Source organism: Erythrobacter sp. HKB08, assembly GCF_004114695.1.
In the GTDB taxonomy this organism is placed as follows: domain Bacteria; phylum Pseudomonadota; class Alphaproteobacteria; order Sphingomonadales; family Sphingomonadaceae; genus Parerythrobacter_A.
Map to the genome: position 1 here is coordinate 1129046 of NZ_CP035310.1, position 15760 is coordinate 1144805.

Consider the following 15760-nt stretch of genomic DNA (forward strand, 5'->3'; position numbering starts at 1 on the left):
TCAGCTACGGCCGATGCTGGCGTAGGTGAAGCCGAGCGCGCGCACGTCTTCCGGATTGTAGATGTTGCGCAGGTCGACCAGCACGGGAGCCTTCGCCAGCTCCTTGACGCGGGCCAGGTCGAGCGCGCGGAAGGCATCCCATTCGGTGACGATCACGATCACGTCCGCACCCTCGATCGCCTCGTAGGGGTTCTCGCACATCGTGACCTGCGGCATCAGCGGGCGGGCCTGCTCCATGCCTTCGGGGTCATAGGCCGCGACCTTCGCACCCGCATCGGCCAGCGTCTGGGCGATGGCGATGGACGGGCTGTCGCGCATGTCGTCGGTATTGGGCTTGAAGGTCAGGCCGAGCAGCGCGACCTTCTTGCCGCGCGCCGCATCCTGCCCGCCGAGCGCTTCGATGACCTTGCGGCCCATCGCGCGCTTGCGACTGTCGTTCACCTTGACCACCGCTTCGACGATGCGGGTCGGGCTGTCGTAGTCTTCCGCCGTCTTGAGGAGGGCGAGCGTGTCCTTCGGGAAGCACGAGCCGCCATAGCCGGGGCCGGCGTGGAGGAACTTTGAGCCGATACGGTTGTCCATTCCGATGCCGCGCGCGACATCCTGCACGTTCGCGCCGACCTTCTCGCACAGGTCCGCCATCTCGTTGATGAAGGTGATCTTCGTCGCGAGGAAAGCGTTGGCGGCGTATTTGATCAGCTCGCTGGTGCGGCGGCTGGTGAAAAGGATCGGCGATTCGTTGAGGAACAGCGGGCGATAGACTTCGCGCATGACCTCGCGGCCGAACTCGTCCTCTGCCCCGATGACGATGCGATCGGGGCGCTTGAAATCGCCGATTGCCGCGCCTTCGCGCAGGAATTCGGGGTTGGAAACGACCGAGAATTTGTGGCTCGTGCCGCTGTCGGCGATGATCCGCTCGACTTCGTCGCCGGTGCCGACCGGGACGGTCGACTTGGTGACGACCACCGCATCGTTGGACAGGTTTTCCGCGACTTCGCGCGCGACCGCGTGGACGAAAGACAGGTCGGCATGGCCGTCGCCGCGGCGGCTCGGCGTGCCGACCGCGATGAAGATGGCGCTCGCGCCCTTGATGCCCTCGGCAAGGTCGGTGGTGAAGGACAGGCGGCCTGCCTTCACATTGCTTTCGACCAGCGCATCGAGGCCCGGCTCGTAAATCGGCATGATGCCTTCATGCAGGGCATCGATCTTCGACTGGTCCTTGTCGATGCAGACCACGTCATGGCCGAAGTCGGCGAAACACGCCCCGGAGACGAGCCCGACATAGCCCGAGCCGACCATTGCAATCTTCATCAGTCGCTTTCCCTGTGCTTGATGGCCAGTTTGCCATTCTTCTTCTCGACCGCCTGGATGTAACGACGCTCGTCACCTTCAAGCACCAGCGCGGTCAGCTTGCCGAAGCGATAGGCGCCGGTGTCGATGCCGATCCGGTTCTTGCGTTCGTCGATCTCTTCGAAAATCGTGTGGCCGTGCACCACGATATGCGAATGCGGCGCGCGGTGATTGAGGAAGGGCTCGCGGATCCAGCGCATGTCCTTCGTTTTCTGTTCGTCCAGTTCGCGCTTGGGATCGATGCCCGCATGCACGAACAGGTAGTCGCCGAGTTCGATCATATCCTCGAACTTGGAGATGAACTTGATGTCCTTTTCAGGCACGCGCTCGCGCATCATCGCCTGCAGCTCCTTGGCGCTGGCGGCGTTAAACTCCTTGCGGCCGATGCCGTAGCTCAGCAGCGTCTCGCGCCCGCCGTGGCGGATGAAATGCCGCAGGACGGAAAGCTTGTCGAAGCTGTCGAGGAACATTTCCTCGTGGTTCCCGGCGAGGAAACGCAGCTTGCGCTTCTTCCTCCACTTGCGCGCCCGCTTGATGACGCCTGCGCTGTCCGGACCGCGATCGATCAGGTCGCCGAGGAGGATGACGGTCGTATCGGCTTCGCCCGCCTTTTCGTCATCCTGTTCGATCGCCTCGATCAGCCGCTCGAACAGGTCGAGCCGCCCGTGGATGTCTCCGATCACGTACACGCGCTCGCCGTCCGGCACGCGGGGCCGCTTCTTCGAGCCCTTGCGGGCGAACATCTGGCGTAGGGGTTCGAACATACTAGCTGGCGTCTGGTTCTTCGTGGCAGCGCATAGGGTAGCGAGGGTGCGAGGGCAATTGTCGCTTCAGGAACGGGTCATCGGTCAAATGGTGCCAAAAATCCACACTTTGGCATCCTTTATCCCTCGATAGGCAAATTACCTTGTGCGTTGCAGCATGTTTGGGCAATTTCGTGACATATCCGCTCGAGACCGCACACGAAAAGATGTGGCCGGCGGGTTGCAGGTGGGACGAAGCACAACCACAAACGAAGGAAGTTTGGTATGCTCACGTCCGTCCGCGGCCTCAAGGCCGCAACATTTCTTGCCGGTGGCGCGCTGTTCGCAACCCCGGCTCTCGCCAACGAAACCGTCGCTGAGGTCGATTCGGCCGATGACGCTGCTGTCGAAGCCGCAATCGCGATCGTTGCCGAAACCGAAGCCGAAATCGCTGCGCCGGTGATCCTGCCGATCGAAGGCGAAGTCATCGTGACCCGCGCCAGCGAACCGGCGGTCGAGAGCGAAAGCAAGCTCGGCGGCGAAAGCGGTTTCGAACTGTCGGGCAATGTCGCCCTCGTCACCGACTATCGCTTCCGCGGCGTTTCGTTCTCCGACGGCGACATCGCGCTGCAGGGCGGCATCGACCTCGGCCACGAGAGCGGTTTCTACATCGGCACCTGGGCCTCGACCATTTCGGGCGGAACCGACTTCGGCGAGCTCGAGCTCGACATCTACGGCGGCTGGAGCGGGGATATCTCCGACGGCGTCACCTTCGACATCGGCCTGCTCTACTACATCTATCCGACCGGCGATGCGCCGGGCGTCGATACCGACTATTTCGAGCCTTACGCCTCGATCTCGACCACGCTCGGCCCTGCAAGCGCCACGCTCGGCGTAGCCTATGCCTGGGACCAGGCGTCGCTCGGAGACGACGACAACCTCTATATCTACACCGATTTCGAAGTCGGCATTCCGGAAACGCCGGTCACGCTCTCGGCCCACCTCGGCTACACCGACGGTGTCTTCGCGACCGACTTCAGCGGCAACAGCTTCGATTGGGGTCTCGGCGCATCCTACGCGGTGACCGACAGCCTTTCGCTCGGCGTGAATTACGTCGACACGGAAGGCCCCTCGATCGAGGACTTCACCGACACCGGTTTCTATTTCACGCTCGCCTACAGCATGTGACAGCAGGCGGGGGGAACGCAGGAGGGGGCTCGCTGCCAGCGCAGCGGGCCCCTTTTTCATGCCGCTCAGTCGAGCGAGAAATCGACCGTCGTGACCACGCGGACCTTCTTGTAGGGCGTATCGCTCACGCCCCAGCCGCCATCGTCGCCATCGCGCGCGGAGATGGAGAAATAGCCCTGCGTCGCCTTGCGGATACTGCCGACGCCGGCGCCGCTGTCCTTGGCGAACTGTTCGGCTGCGGCGCGCGCATCCTTGGTCGCCTCGGCCACCATTTCCGGCTTGATCTCGTCGAGCTTGGTGAAGGTGTAGGACATGCCCGATCCATCCTCGAGCACGACGCCGTTGCGGACCAGTTCGACCTGCCGCTTCACCGCTGCTTGCGCGCGCTCGATGTCGCGCGTGCGCAGGGTGAGGCGCTGGCGGACGGTGTAACGCGGCACGCCGCGATCGGAATAGAACGAAACGTTCACGCCGGTAGGCTGCAGCGTATCCTCGGGAAATCCGATGGACTCAAAGAACCGCTCGATCGCCGCGCTGTCGCGGTCGACGCTCGCTTGTGCGCTCTGCAAATCGGGCGCGGTGCCCGAATAGGAAATCGTCCAGGTGGCGAGATCGGCGGTCACCTCGCGCTCGGCAAGGCCGCGCACGGTGACCGAACGGTCGGCTTCCTTCGCGCGGACCAGCCCGTCGCCGAGCAGGAATCCGCCGACGATCAGGCCGATCGCGACGATCGACGAGCTCGCCAGCCAGCGTTTCGAGATGCCCTCGCGCCAGAAAGAGGTGGCGGTTGCTTCGGTGTCGGGGGTAGGGTCGGCCATGATCATCCTCTCGTTTGCGGTGGTTCGAGTTTCGCGGCGCGACCCGGGGCTCTTTCTGCGACGAGTGCGATGAACTGTGCTTGAATAGCGATGAATGGAGTTTGTCAGCCGTGGTGAAATACCTTCACAGCATGATCCGCGTGAGCGATCCGGACGCGACGGTCCGCTTTTTCAACCTCATCGGGCTCGAGGAAGTGCGCCGCTTCGATGTCGAGGCCGGGCGCTTCACGCTCATCTTCATGGCCGCTCCGGGGCAGGAGGGTGTTGCCGAGGTCGAGCTGACCTACAACTGGCCGCCGGAAGACGGAAGCGCGCCGGAAGATTACGACGGCGGACGCAATTTCGGCCACCTCGCCTACCGGGTGGAGAATATCTACGAGACCTGCCAGCGGCTGATGGATGCGGGCGTGACGATCAATCGCCCGCCGCGCGACGGTCACATGGCGTTCGTCCGGTCGCCCGACGGGATCAGCGTCGAACTGCTGCAGGAGGGCAATTTGCCGCCGCAGGAGCCCTGGGCGAGCATGGAAAACACCGGCAGCTGGTAATCGAAGGGGCGGGTTCGGGCGCGGTTACGGAGTAACCGGCTCCGGCTCGACCTCTTCGGGGTGCGACGTCGTCATGCGCAGGATGACGTAGCCGAGGATCGCCGAGATCAGCGAACCGCCGAGGATGCCGATCTTCGCTTCGTCGATCAGCGTGCGGTCGCCGGTGAAGGCGAGGCCGCTGATGAAGAGCGACATGGTGAAACCGATCCCGCACAGGATGGTGACGCCCCAGATCTCGATCCAGTTGGCCCGCTCTGGTGCCTTGGCGATGCCGAGCTTCACCGAGGCGACGATGATGCCGAAGATGCCCAGCTGTTTGCCGATCACCAGGCCGGCGGCAATGGCGAGCGGCAGCGGCGCGAGCACTTCGTTGATCGTCATGCCCGACAGGTTCACGCCTGCATTGGCAAATCCGAATACCGGCACGACGAGATAGGCGCTCCACGGTGCGAGGCCATGCTCGAGCTTTTCGAGCATCGAGTGGCCGTCGCTGTTGCGCATCGGGATGGTCAGAGCGGCGACGACGCCCGCGATGGTCGCGTGGACCCCGGAGAACAATACGCAGATCCACAGCACCAGCGCGACGAGGATGAACGGCCAGATGCGGTTCACGCCGAAGCGGTTCATGCCGACCATGATGGCGAATACGCCGACCGAGGCAGCGAGCCACATCATCTTGATGCCAGCGGTGTAGAAGGCCGCGATCACCAGCACCGCGCCGATATCGTCGACGATGGCGACGGTCAGCAGGAACAGGCGCAGCGAGGCCGGTACGCGGTTGCCGAGCAGGCCGAGCACGCCCATCGCGAAGGCGATGTCGGTCGCGGCCGGGATCGCCCAGCCGCGGGTCAGCGGGCTGCCCATGCCGACGACGATCACGAAGATGATTGCCGGGACGGCCATGCCCGCAATTGCTGCGAGTACCGGAAGTCGCCGCTGTTCCGGCGAGGCCAGTTGCCCGACGATAAGTTCGCGCTTCACTTCGAGGCCGACGACGAAGAAGAAGATCGCCATCAAGCCGTCGTTGATCCACAGGTGCAGGTCCTTGAGCTTGGCGATGGGGGTCCATGCCAGCTCTCCGTAGAACAACGCTTCGTACTCGCCGGCGAGCGGTGAATTGGCAGCCAGCATGGCGGCTGCGGCAACGAGGATCAGCAGGACGCCGGCAGAAGCATCGCTGACGAACAGCGAGCGGACCGGCGCGATAAGGCGGACGATGCGTGAACGAGGTTGAACCATGGTTGTGGCCCCTTTTTAGGAAATATTCGCGCGTTGCAAGGCCCAGCTTGGTTGGTTAGACCTCTTTTTCGAGGGGGTTGGGTCGCACATGACATTCAGGGGGTTTTCCGCGGGCGAGTGGCTCGTGTTGCTGCAGCACGAGCTATTGCTTTTTGCGGCGGTGTTTTTCCTGCTTGGTGCGCTGGACGAGTTTGCGGTCGATCTCGGCTGGCTCTGGCTGAAGCTGACGGGACGCGCGCGAACCCCGGTCATCTCCGAAACGCTCGCCCCCGGGCCGCTCTGCGGCAGGGCGGCGGTGTTCATCCCCGCATGGCAGGAAGAGGCGGTGATCGGCGCCACCATCCGGCACGCGCTCGCCGCTTGGCCGCAGGATGACATGCGGCTTTATGTCGGTTGCTACTTCAACGATGCTCCCACGATTGCGAAAGTAATCGAGGCTGCCGGAAGCGACGGCCGGGTGCGGCTGGTGATCAACGATACTGCCGGTCCGACGACCAAGGCCGATTGCCTCAACCGGCTCTACGCGGCGCTGTCGCAGGACGAGGCGCGCTCCGGCGATAAGGCGCGGATGGTAGTGCTGCACGATGCCGAGGACATGGTCGATCCCGCTGCTCTGGCGATCCTCGACCGGGCGATGGACACTGCAGAACTCGTCCAGCTCCCCGTCCTGCCGACTGCGCAGCGTGGTTCTCGCTGGATCGGCAGCCACTACGCGGAGGAATTTGCCGAGGCCCATGGAAAGGCAATGGTCGTGCGCGACGCGATCGGGGCGGGCATGCCGCTTGCCGGGGTCGGATGCGCCGTCGCGCGCGATGCGCTCGAGCGTCTGGCCGAGAACAATGGCACCGATCGTCCGTTCGCGACCGACAGCCTGACCGAAGACTACGAACTCGGACTTGGTCTTGCGGAACTGGGCGCACGCAGCCGCTTCCTGCGCTTTCGCCACGCGGACGGCTGGCTGGTCGCGACCCGCGCCTGTTTTCCTTCAACGCTCGAGACGAGCATCCGCCAGAAGACGCGCTGGGTGCACGGCATTTCGCTGCAAGGGTGGGACCGGCTCGGCTGGCGACTGTCGCCGGCGGAGTTCTGGATGCGCCTGCGCGACCGAAGAGGCCCGATGGCCGCGCTCGTGCTCGGCGTTGCCTATGCGCTGATCGTGCTGACCGGAGCGCTCTGGTCGCTGAGTGCTGCCGGACTGATCGAGCCTGTCGCGCTGTCCCCGCTGGTCAAATGGCTGCTCGCTGCAAACCTCGGCGCGTTCCTCTGGCGCGCCGTATGCCGCTTTGCCTTCACCACGCGGGAATACGGGGCGAGGGAGGGGCTGCGCGCGGTGCTGCGCATTCCGCTCGCTAACGTCATCGCCATCCTGGCCGGGCGGCGCGCGTTCCAGGCCTATCTGCGCTCGCTCACCGGGCAGAAGCCGCGCTGGGACAAGACCGAACATTACCTCCATCCCGCCCGCGATCTGCCGGAGGCATTCGCATGAGCGCGCCGGGAGCAACCGGTCGCCGGGGCGGGCCGATTGCAGCCTTGCTCGTCATAGCCCTGCTGTGGATCGGCGGGCGTGCGCTTTTGTGGGAGTCGCCCTTTCCGCTGGCGAGCGAACTGGTCGAGCAAGTGATGCCTCGCATTGCGGGCGCGGCTGTGACCGAAGATCCGCCGCGCGTTGAGAAGGCGGTTGCCTCTGAAACACCAAGTGATCTGGGCGAGCGCTGGCCGATGGTTCGCACAGAGGTCGAACCCCTGGTCCTCGAAGAGCGCGAGCCTTTGCGTGCCAGTTCCCCGAGCCGCGTCGAGACCTTTGCAAGCCACCAGGTCATGTGGCTCGCCGGCATGTCGCGTATTGGCGTGCCGGAGGATGTTGCGGCGCTGATCCGGGCGAGGGCTTCCGAGCCGCAGACAGCCCGCACGATCTTGCCCGCGGCATCTCCGCTTGCGCCCAAGCCGCTCGACCGATGGGCGTTCGACGGCTGGCTGCTCTACCGCCCCGGCTCGCAGCCGCTTCCGACTGGCGGTGCGGCAACGCCTTCCTATGGCGGCAGCCAGGCGGGCGGCGTCTTGAGCTATCGGCTCGCACCGGCAAGCGCGATGCGCCCGGCTGCCATGCTGCGGATCAATTCGGCGCTCGCGGGGCCGCGCGACGAGCAGGCGGCGGTAGGACTATCGCTTCGCCCGCTTGCCGACATTCCGCTCCGCGCACAGGCCGAGATGCGGCTCGTACGCAGCGATGGGGGCATCGCGACGCGGCCGGCAGTATTGGTGGTCAGCGAACTTCCCCCGGTCGAGTTGCCGCTCGGCACACGGGCGGACGCCTATGTCCAGGCAGGCTATGTCGGCGGGGCCGATGCCACCGGTTTCGTAGACGGTTCGGCAAAGCTGACGCGCGAAATTGCTGATTTCGACCTTGCCAAGCTCAGCGCTGGAGCAGGCGCATGGGGCGGGGCACAGAAGGGCGTGGCGCGGCTCGATGTCGGGCCGAGCGCCAATCTCGACCTGAGGCTCGGATCGGTCCCGGCGCGCGTTTCGCTCGACTTCCGCCATCGTGTTGCCGGCAATGCAGAGTCGCAATCTGGCATCGCTCTCACGCTTTCGACCGGATTCTGAAACGACTCGTCTTTTAACCGCCACTTCGCTCGTTTAGGGGCGGAACATGGACGTCTACCTCCCCATTGCGAACCTCTCGGTCAACGGGCTGGTTATCGTCCTGCTCGGAGGGCTGACGGGCATCCTGTCGGGCCTGTTCGGGGTAGGCGGGGGATTCCTGACGACCCCGCTGCTCATTTTCTACGGCGTGCCGCCTACCGTCGCAGCCGCTTCCGCCTCGACTCAGGTCACCGGCGCGAGCGTTTCGGGCGTCTTCGCGCATCGCAGGCGCGGCGGGGTCGACTACAAGATCGGCGGCGTGACCGTGGGCGGGGGCGTGTTCGGCGCAGCGATCGGCGCGCTGCTGTTCCGCTTCCTGCAATCGATCGGCCAGATCGATGTTGTCATCAACGTGCTCTACGTCCTGATGCTCGGCGTGATCGGATCGCTGATGATGCGCGAGGCGATCCAGACCCTGCGCCCGCCCAAACAGGGCGAGGTGCGCAAGGCGAAGAAGCGGCGGCACCACCCGCTGGTCACCGCCTTGCCGCTGCGCTGGCGGTTCTATCGCTCGGGCCTCTACATTTCTCCGCTCGCGCCGTTCCTGCTCGGCGTCTGCGTCGGCATCCTGACGATGCTGATGGGCGTCGGCGGCGGCTTCATCCTCGTGCCTGCAATGCTCTACATCCTCGGGATGAGCGCGAATGTCGTGGTCGGCACCTCGCTGTTCCAGATCCTCTTCGTGACCATGGCGACGACCATGATGCACGCGCTGACGACGCAGGCGGTCGACATCGTGCTCGCCGCACTGCTGCTGTTCGGATCGGTCACCGGCGCCCAGATCGGCACGCAGATCGCGCAGAAGGCGAAGCCGGAACTGCTGCGCCTCGTGCTCGCCGCCATCGTTCTCGCCGTTGCGCTGCGCATGCTTTACGGCCTCGGCGTGCAGCCGGACGAGATCTACACGGTGACCTCGCTATGAGGAGGCTGCTGCTCCTCCTTGCTTGCTTCTTCGCATTGACCGCACAGCGCGATCCGATCCTCGTGCCCGAAGTGTCGCAGGACGAAGTGCAGGTGCGCCAGGGCTTCACAGGCACCGAGCTATTGCTGTTCGGCGCGATCCTCGATCCCTCGGGCGACCAGGCGGCGACCGACTACGATATCGTCGTCGTCCTCAAGGGACCGACCGAACCGATCCGCGTGCGCGAGAAGGAACAGATCGGCGGCATCTGGATGAATGCCGAAAGCACCGACTTCCGCTCCGCGCCATCCTATTTCGCGGTCGCCTCGTCCAGTCCGATCGACGAGATCGTCGACGACCGTACCGCAGCGATTTACGAACTCGGCACGCGCTTCATCCAGCTTTCCCCTAGCGGGGCCATCGATCCGGAAGAACAGGCACGCTTCACCGCCGGCCTCGTCGACCTGCGCGAACGCCAGGGCCTCTACAAGGAAGACATGGAGGGCGTGAAAATCAGCGAGCAGGTGCTTTACCAGGCGCGTATCGCCCTGCCGAGCAATGTGACGACCGGCACCTATACCGCCGAGACCTTCGCCATCGCGCGCGGGCGCGTGATCGCCTCGGCAGTCGCCCGGGTCGAAGTTCGCAAGGTCGGCTTCGAGCGCTTCGTCGAGGTATTTTCCCAGCGCCAGTCGTTCTTTTACGGTCTTCTGGCCGTCGGACTGTCGATTTTCATGGGCTGGATGGCGGGACGGCTTTTCGCGCTCGTCTAGCGCCCCAATCCGGTAGAATTGACCGCATTTTAACCCTTTTGGCGCTACGCCCACCCGCGAAACTACAAGGGATTGGGCGTAATTCATGGGTGACATGTCGAACAGCAATTTCGATCGGGCGCAAGCGCGTCCGTCGACCGGCGAGCAGGCAGGTGGAGCGCAGCCGCAAGCGGCTCCGGCAAATCCTGCACCGCAGGCAGCGGCACCGGCTCCGTCATCCGCCAAGGAAGTGCGCAACGAAAACGCCATGCAGCCGATCGGCGTGGTCCTCGAGATCGCCGGTTCGGGTTCGCAGATCGCGCTCGACCTGCAGCGCCTCAACGAGTGCATGCAGGACGACGATCCCTCGATCGCGCTCGCCGGGCAGGTCGGTAGCCAAATCAAGATCCGAGTCGGCAACAGCTGGCTGCTCGCCAGCGTGCGCAACCAGCGGCAGGACCGCCGCGCGAACGGCGGCATCCTCGCCAACATCGACTTTCTCGGCGAAGGCCAGGAAGAGAAGCTGACCGGCAAGATCCACGGCTTCCGCCGCGGTGTGACGCGCTATCCGATCCCGGGCGCGATGATCTATCCGGCGACCACCGCCGACCTCAAGCAGATCTACGCGAGCGACGGTCGCTCGAACATCCAGGTCGGCACGGTCTATCCGACCAAGGACATCCGCGCCGGTATCTATATCGACGCCATGCTCGGCAAGCACTTCGCCCTGCTCGGTTCGACCGGTACCGGTAAATCGACCAGCGCCGCGCTGATCCTGCACCGCATCTGCGAGGCAGCGCCGGAAGGTCACATCGTGATGATCGACCCGCACGGCGAGTATTCGGCGGCCTTCCGCACCAACGGCCAGATCCTCGACGTGACGAACCTCGCCATGCCGTACTGGCTGATGAATTTCGAAGAGCACTGCGAAGTCCTCCTCACAAGCAGCGGCAACGACCGCCAGCAGGACATGGACATTCTCGCCAAGTGCCTCCTGCGCGCACGCGGCAAGAACCGCCTTGCCGAGACGATGGGCAAGATCACGGTGGATTCGCCGATCCCCTACCTGCTGTCCGACCTCTCGAACGCGATTCAGGACGAGATGGGCAAGCTCGACAAGGCGACCAACACCGCGCCCTACATGCGCATCAAGACCAAGCTCGAAGAGCTCAAGTCCGACCCGCGCTACCAGTTCATGTTCTCCGGCATGCTCGTCGGCGACACGATGGCGGAATTTCTCGCGAAGATTTTCCGCATGCCGGGCGACGGCAAGCCGATCTCGATTATCGACGTTTCGGGCGTCCCGTCGGACATCACCTCGACCGTGGTTGCGGTGCTGAGCCGCCTCGTTTTCGACTTCGCGATCTGGGGCCGCGACGAGCAGACCCGCCCGATCCTCCTCGTCTGCGAGGAGGCGCACCGCTACGTCCCGAGCGAGAAGAACGCGGACGGCTCGAGCGTCGGCAACATCCTCTCCCGCATCGCTAAAGAGGGTCGTAAATACGGCATCTCGCTGGGCCTCATCACGCAGCGCCCGTCGGACCTTGCCGAAGGCGTGCTCTCGCAGTGCGGTACGATCATCTCGATGCGCTTGAACAACGACCGCGACCAGGCCTTCGTGAAAGCGGCCATGCCGGAAGGTGCGCGCGGCTTCCTCGATTCCATCCCGGCCCTGCGCAACCGCGAGTGCATCATCTGCGGCGAGGGTGTCTCCATCCCGATCCGCGTCAGCTTCGACAACCTCGAAGAGGTCAAGCGCCCGGCTTCGGAAGACCCGAGCTTCGTCCAGCTGTGGAGCAAGAGCGGCGGCGAGGAAGAGGCGGTCTACCGCACCGTCCAGCGCTGGCGCAGCCAAGGGGTGTAATCTCCGTCAGGACGGGCTGCGAACGGGCGCCTTCTGCGCTTCCGGTGCTCACGTAGTTGTAACTACGCTGCGCGCCGGTTCTCGAAGGCACCCATTCTCGCTCCGACCTGCCGAAGATCCCGCCATTCCAACAATAGTCGCGGCAGCCAGAGCGCGACTGCGCGCCGCGGCTTATGCCGCGAAGCCAAGGCGGACGGATGTCCGCCGCCCGGCGTTTGAGGGCGCCAAGAAGGCTACGTCCCGCGGGTGTCGCCGAACAGGTGGATGTGCAGGCGGTCGCTCAGGCGGAAGCCGTGTTCGACGCATAGCTCGGCGAGCCATTTCTCCCGTTCGCGCAGCGTCTCGCTTTCGGTCCCCTCGGGCATGAGGAAGACATGGCCCGGCTTGAAGTGGTAGCGTTCGTGGAGTGCCAGCACTTCTTCCACGTCTTCCGGCGTGGCGATCACGAACTTGAAGAAAGCGCGCGGATCGGTCGCGTAGAAGTCGAGCCGTTCGGGTATCAGCGCGAGGTCGGCCGGGTTGCCGCTGTGCGATAGCTTCGGGCTGACGTTGAACTGGTCGATGCGGATATCGAGACGCGTTGGCGCGGTGGTCGTGCCGTTGGTTTCGACCTCGACCGAATGATCGGGCAATAGCGCGAGCAGTTCCGCCAGCGCGGAAGCCTGCAGCAGCGGCTCACCGCCGGTCAGCACGATCCGGTCCTGCCCGAGCGCGCGGACACGTTCGGCGACCTCTTCTACCTCGAGCGTCACCTGGTTGGCCTTGCGCTCGAAGGTTTCGCCGTCGCGGTGCGGGCGGTTGTCGCCTTCGAAGTGCCATGTGTAGGCCGTATCGCACCACTCGCATGCGAGGTTGCAGCGCGAGAGGCGAACGAAGGTTACGGGCATCCCGGCGCTCGGCCCTTCGCCCTGTACCGAGGCGAAGATTTCCGGCTCGCCGGGAGCCTGGGTTGCAAGGACTAGAGCCACGTCACCCCAGGCGCGCCAGTGCAGCAGTCAGCCGCTCGACCTCGGCAGCGTGATGCGCTTGGTCGGCGCGGGCCTTCTCGACCGCTTCGGGCTTCGCGCGTTCGACGAAGTTCGGGTTGGACAGCCGCCCGTCGAGCGACTTCACTTCCTTCTGCGATGCCTCGAGCGCCTTGGTCAGGCGCGTTTTCTCCGCATCGATATCGATCACGCCTTCGAGCGGAACGATGAACACGTCCTCGCCCGCGGTCACCTGCATCGCCGGACCGTCGGGTGCTTCGCCAAGCGTGACGGGCGTCAGTCGGGCAAGCCGCTCGATCGCCGCTGCGCTGCGCTCGACAGTCGATTTGGCAAGGTCCGAGGGGGCGGGGCAGAAAGCGGCCAGCTTCGCGCCCGGCGGGATGCCGAGCTCGTTCTTGGCGCTGCGCGTCGCGGTGGTGAGGTCGATGACCCAGTCGATCGCCGCGACTGCATGCGCGTCCACCGATGCGTCCGGCTCCGGCCACTTGGCGGTGATCAGCGGGTAGTTCGCGCGGTCGCCCTGCGCCTGCCACAGCTCTTCGGTGATGAAGGGCATGAAGGGGTGCAGCATGACGAGGATCTGGTCGAGTGCCCAGCCGGCAACCGCGCGCGTTTCGGCGGCAGCGGCGCTGTCGGCATCGCCCTGGAAGACCGGCTTGATCAGTTCCAGGTACCAGTCGCAGAAACGGTCCCAGGTGAAGTGGTAGATCGCATTGGCTGCGGCATCGAAGCGCAGATCGGCCAGCGCCTTGTCGAGTTCCTCGACCGTCTGGGCGACTTCGCCGATGATCCACTGGTTCACCGCGAGCTTCGCTTCCGGCGCCGCCAGCGTCTCGCTCGCGCCGATGCCGTTCGACTGGCAGAAACGCGTCGCGTTCCACAGCTTGGTCGCGAAGTTGCGGTAACCCTCGACCCGCTTTTCATCCATCTTGATGTCGCGGCCCTGGCTTTCCATCGCCGCCATGAAGAAGCGCAGCGCGTCGGCACCATACTGGTCGATGAGGCCGAGCGGATCGACGACATTGCCCTTGGACTTCGACATCTTCGCCCCGTCGGCCGCGCGGACGAGGCCGTGCAGGTAAAGGCGCGGCCACGGGATCTGGCCGGTCATCTTCATGCCCTGCATCATCATGCGCGCATCCCAGAAAAACAGGATGTCGAAGCCGCTGATAAGCAGGTCGTTGGGATAATGCTTTTCGAGCAGGTCCGTATTTTCCGGCCAGCCCAGCGTCGCGAAAGGCCACAGGGCGGAGGAGAACCATGTGTCGAGCACGTCCTCGTCGCGGGCAAGCGTCACGCCTTCGCCGGCCTCGGCCTGTGCCTCTTCCTCGGTCATGGCGACGAAGACGTTGCCGTTATCGTCATACCACGCAGGGATACGGTGGCCCCACCACAGCTGGCGGCTGACGCACCACGGCTGGATGTTCTCCATCCAGTTGAAGAAGGTCTTCTCCCACGTCTTGGGGACGATCTCGATTTCGCCGGATTTGACCGCCGCGATCGGGCCTTTCGCCAATTCCTCGGCATTCACATACCACTGGTCGGTCAGCCACGGTTCGATGACCACGCCGCCGCGGTCGCCGAAGGGCGTGGCGATGCTGCGCGGTTCGGCGTCGAGCTCCTGCTCCTCGCCCTTTTTCGTCTTGGCGATGTGCGGGATGAGGTAGCCCTGTTCCTTCAGGCGCTGGACCACCAGCTCGCGCGCACCGTCGACGCCGTCCCGCTTGAAGCGGTGCAGGCCGAGATACTCCTCGGGCACGAGGCCGTCGGCCGTCTGGCAGACATTCGCCTCGGCATCGAGCATGTTGAGCATGTCTGCCGGAGCGATCCCCGCGCGTTTGCCGACCTCGAAGTCGTTGAAGTCGTGTCCCGGCGTGATCTTCACCGCACCCGAGCCGAGTTCCGGATCGGCATGTTCGTCGGCGACGATCGGGATGCGGCGCCCGGTGATCGGCAGGATCACGTGCTTGCCGACGACCGATGCATAGCGCTCGTCGCTCGGATGGACCGCCACCGCCATGTCGGCGAGCATCGTTTCCGGGCGCGTCGTCGCGACCTCGATATAGTCCTGGCCGTTATCCAGCGTGACACCGTCGGCCAGCGGATATTTGAAGTGCCAGAAGCTGCCGGGGATCGTCTGCTGCTCGACCTCGAGATCGGAAATCGCGGTCTTGAGCTTCGGGTCCCAGTTCACCAGCCGCTTGTCGCGGTAGATCAGGCCGTCCTCGTAGAGATCGACGAAAACCTTGAGCACCGCTTTGGTGAAGTGCTCGTCCATCGTGAACTGCTCGCGGCTCCAGTCCATCGAACAGCCCAGGCGGCGCAGCTGGCGGGTGATCGTGCCGCCGCTTTCTTCCTTCCACTCCCACACCTTCTCGACGAATTCCTCGCGCGAGTAGTTGGTGCGCTTGTCCTGCCGCTCCTCCATCTGGCGTTCGACCACCATCTGGGTCGCAATGCCTGCATGGTCGGTGCCGACGACCCACAGCGCGTCCTTGCCGCGCAGACGCTCGTAGCGGATCACGATGTCCTGCAGCGTGTTGTCGAGCGCATGGCCGATGTGGAGCGAACCGGTCACGTTCGGCGGCGGGTTCACGATCGTATAGGGCGTCGCATCGGGACGCTCGGGCCGGAACAGGCCCTTGGTTTCCCAGTGGTCGTACCAGCGCGCTTCGATTTCGGCCGGGTCGAAAGTCTTTGGCAGTTCGGTGCTCATATCGCACAGGCC

At 64.5% G+C, this 15760-nt stretch carries 13 protein-coding genes; 7 read left to right on the forward strand and 6 right to left on the reverse strand.

Translation table 11 applies throughout. The features are described 5' to 3' along the window. Both EO245_RS05340 and EO245_RS05345 read right to left on the reverse strand, forming a co-directional pair. Complete coding sequence (locus tag EO245_RS05340; protein WP_128891953.1) at window positions 1-1311, reverse strand: UDP-glucose/GDP-mannose dehydrogenase family protein; 1311 nt, start codon at window positions 1309-1311, stop codon at window positions 1-3. After that, on the reverse strand, window positions 1311-2114 hold the full coding sequence (locus EO245_RS05345) for a metallophosphoesterase (protein WP_128891954.1): 804 nt from the start codon (window positions 2112-2114) through the stop codon (window positions 1311-1313). Before EO245_RS05345 ends, EO245_RS05340 begins: the two co-directional genes overlap by 1 nt. A gap of 264 nt (window positions 2115-2378) precedes the next feature. Between EO245_RS05345 and EO245_RS05350 the strand changes: the two genes are divergently transcribed. Next, window positions 2379-3281: a TorF family putative porin gene (locus EO245_RS05350; protein WP_128891955.1), complete on the forward strand. Its 903-nt coding sequence runs from the start codon at window positions 2379-2381 to the stop codon at window positions 3279-3281. 65 nt (window positions 3282-3346) lie between these two features. Here EO245_RS05350 and EO245_RS05355 read toward each other — a convergent pair whose 3' ends face one another. Next, window positions 3347-4099: an SIMPL domain-containing protein gene (locus EO245_RS05355; protein ID WP_128891956.1), complete on the reverse strand. Its 753-nt coding sequence runs from the start codon at window positions 4097-4099 to the stop codon at window positions 3347-3349. Window positions 4100-4209: 110 nt separating this feature from the next. Between EO245_RS05355 and EO245_RS05360 the strand changes: the two genes are divergently transcribed. After that, the gene (locus EO245_RS05360; protein ID WP_128891957.1) at window positions 4210-4647 is read left to right on the forward strand and encodes a VOC family protein; all 438 of its coding nucleotides are present in this window, start codon (window positions 4210-4212) and stop codon (window positions 4645-4647) included. A 24-nt stretch (window positions 4648-4671) separates the two neighbouring features. On the opposite strand, the gene nhaA is transcribed toward EO245_RS05360, so the two are convergent. Continuing rightward, the gene (gene nhaA / locus EO245_RS05365) at window positions 4672-5886 is read right to left on the reverse strand and encodes a Na+/H+ antiporter NhaA (protein WP_128891958.1); all 1215 of its coding nucleotides are present in this window, start codon (window positions 5884-5886) and stop codon (window positions 4672-4674) included. Between the two features lie 88 nt (window positions 5887-5974). Between nhaA and EO245_RS05370 the strand changes: the two genes are divergently transcribed. The 5 genes from EO245_RS05370 (at window position 5975) to EO245_RS05390 (ending at window position 12046) form a co-directional block, all read left to right on the forward strand. Continuing rightward, a complete protein-coding gene (locus EO245_RS05370; protein ID WP_128891959.1) occupies window positions 5975-7372 on the forward strand; it encodes a glycosyl transferase family protein in 1398 nt (465 codons plus the stop codon). Then, on the forward strand, window positions 7369-8490 hold the full coding sequence (locus EO245_RS05375) for a hypothetical protein (protein ID WP_128891960.1): 1122 nt from the start codon (window positions 7369-7371) through the stop codon (window positions 8488-8490). Before EO245_RS05370 ends, EO245_RS05375 begins: the two co-directional genes overlap by 4 nt. Before the next feature lie 46 nt (window positions 8491-8536). Next, entirely contained in the window at window positions 8537-9451 is a 915-nt protein-coding gene (locus tag EO245_RS05380; RefSeq protein ID WP_128891961.1) for a sulfite exporter TauE/SafE family protein, read from the forward strand. Next, on the forward strand, window positions 9448-10203 hold the full coding sequence (locus tag EO245_RS05385) for a TIGR02186 family protein (protein ID WP_128891962.1): 756 nt from the start codon (window positions 9448-9450) through the stop codon (window positions 10201-10203). The genes EO245_RS05380 and EO245_RS05385 overlap by 4 nt, the downstream gene beginning before the upstream one ends. 94 nt (window positions 10204-10297) lie before the next feature. Continuing rightward, window positions 10298-12046: an ATP-binding protein gene (locus tag EO245_RS05390; protein ID WP_370246180.1), complete on the forward strand. Its 1749-nt coding sequence runs from the start codon at window positions 10298-10300 to the stop codon at window positions 12044-12046. A 233-nt stretch (window positions 12047-12279) separates the two neighbouring features. On the opposite strand, the gene EO245_RS05395 is transcribed toward EO245_RS05390, so the two are convergent. After that, on the reverse strand, window positions 12280-13014 hold the full coding sequence (locus EO245_RS05395) for a 7-carboxy-7-deazaguanine synthase QueE (protein ID WP_128891963.1): 735 nt from the start codon (window positions 13012-13014) through the stop codon (window positions 12280-12282). A gap of 1 nt (window position 13015) precedes the next feature. Then, window positions 13016-15748, reverse strand: a complete 2733-nt coding sequence (locus tag EO245_RS05400; protein WP_128891964.1) for a valine--tRNA ligase — start codon at window positions 15746-15748, stop codon at window positions 13016-13018. Between the last annotated feature and the right edge of the window lie 12 nt (window positions 15749-15760).

Bases quoted from the DNA above. Each gene is read 5' to 3' on its own strand.
- EO245_RS05340 (WP_128891953.1), bottom strand. From the start codon at position 1,311: ATGAAGATTGCAATGGTCGGCTCGGGCTATGTCGGGCTCGTCTCCGGG.
- EO245_RS05345 (WP_128891954.1), bottom strand. From the start codon at position 2,114: ATGTTCGAACCCCTACGCCAGATGTTCGCCCGCAAGGGCTCGAAGAAG.
- EO245_RS05350 (WP_128891955.1), top strand. From the start codon at position 2,379: ATGCTCACGTCCGTCCGCGGCCTCAAGGCCGCAACATTTCTTGCCGGT.
- EO245_RS05355 (WP_128891956.1), bottom strand. From the start codon at position 4,099: ATGGCCGACCCTACCCCCGACACCGAAGCAACCGCCACCTCTTTCTGG.
- nhaA (WP_128891958.1), bottom strand. From the start codon at position 5,886: ATGGTTCAACCTCGTTCACGCATCGTCCGCCTTATCGCGCCGGTCCGC.
- EO245_RS05370 (WP_128891959.1), top strand. From the start codon at position 5,975: ATGACATTCAGGGGGTTTTCCGCGGGCGAGTGGCTCGTGTTGCTGCAG.
- EO245_RS05375 (WP_128891960.1), top strand. From the start codon at position 7,369: ATGAGCGCGCCGGGAGCAACCGGTCGCCGGGGCGGGCCGATTGCAGCC.
- EO245_RS05380 (WP_128891961.1), top strand. From the start codon at position 8,537: ATGGACGTCTACCTCCCCATTGCGAACCTCTCGGTCAACGGGCTGGTT.
- EO245_RS05385 (WP_128891962.1), top strand. From the start codon at position 9,448: ATGAGGAGGCTGCTGCTCCTCCTTGCTTGCTTCTTCGCATTGACCGCA.
- EO245_RS05390 (WP_370246180.1), top strand. From the start codon at position 10,298: ATGTCGAACAGCAATTTCGATCGGGCGCAAGCGCGTCCGTCGACCGGC.
- EO245_RS05400 (WP_128891964.1), bottom strand. From the start codon at position 15,748: ATGAGCACCGAACTGCCAAAGACTTTCGACCCGGCCGAAATCGAAGCG.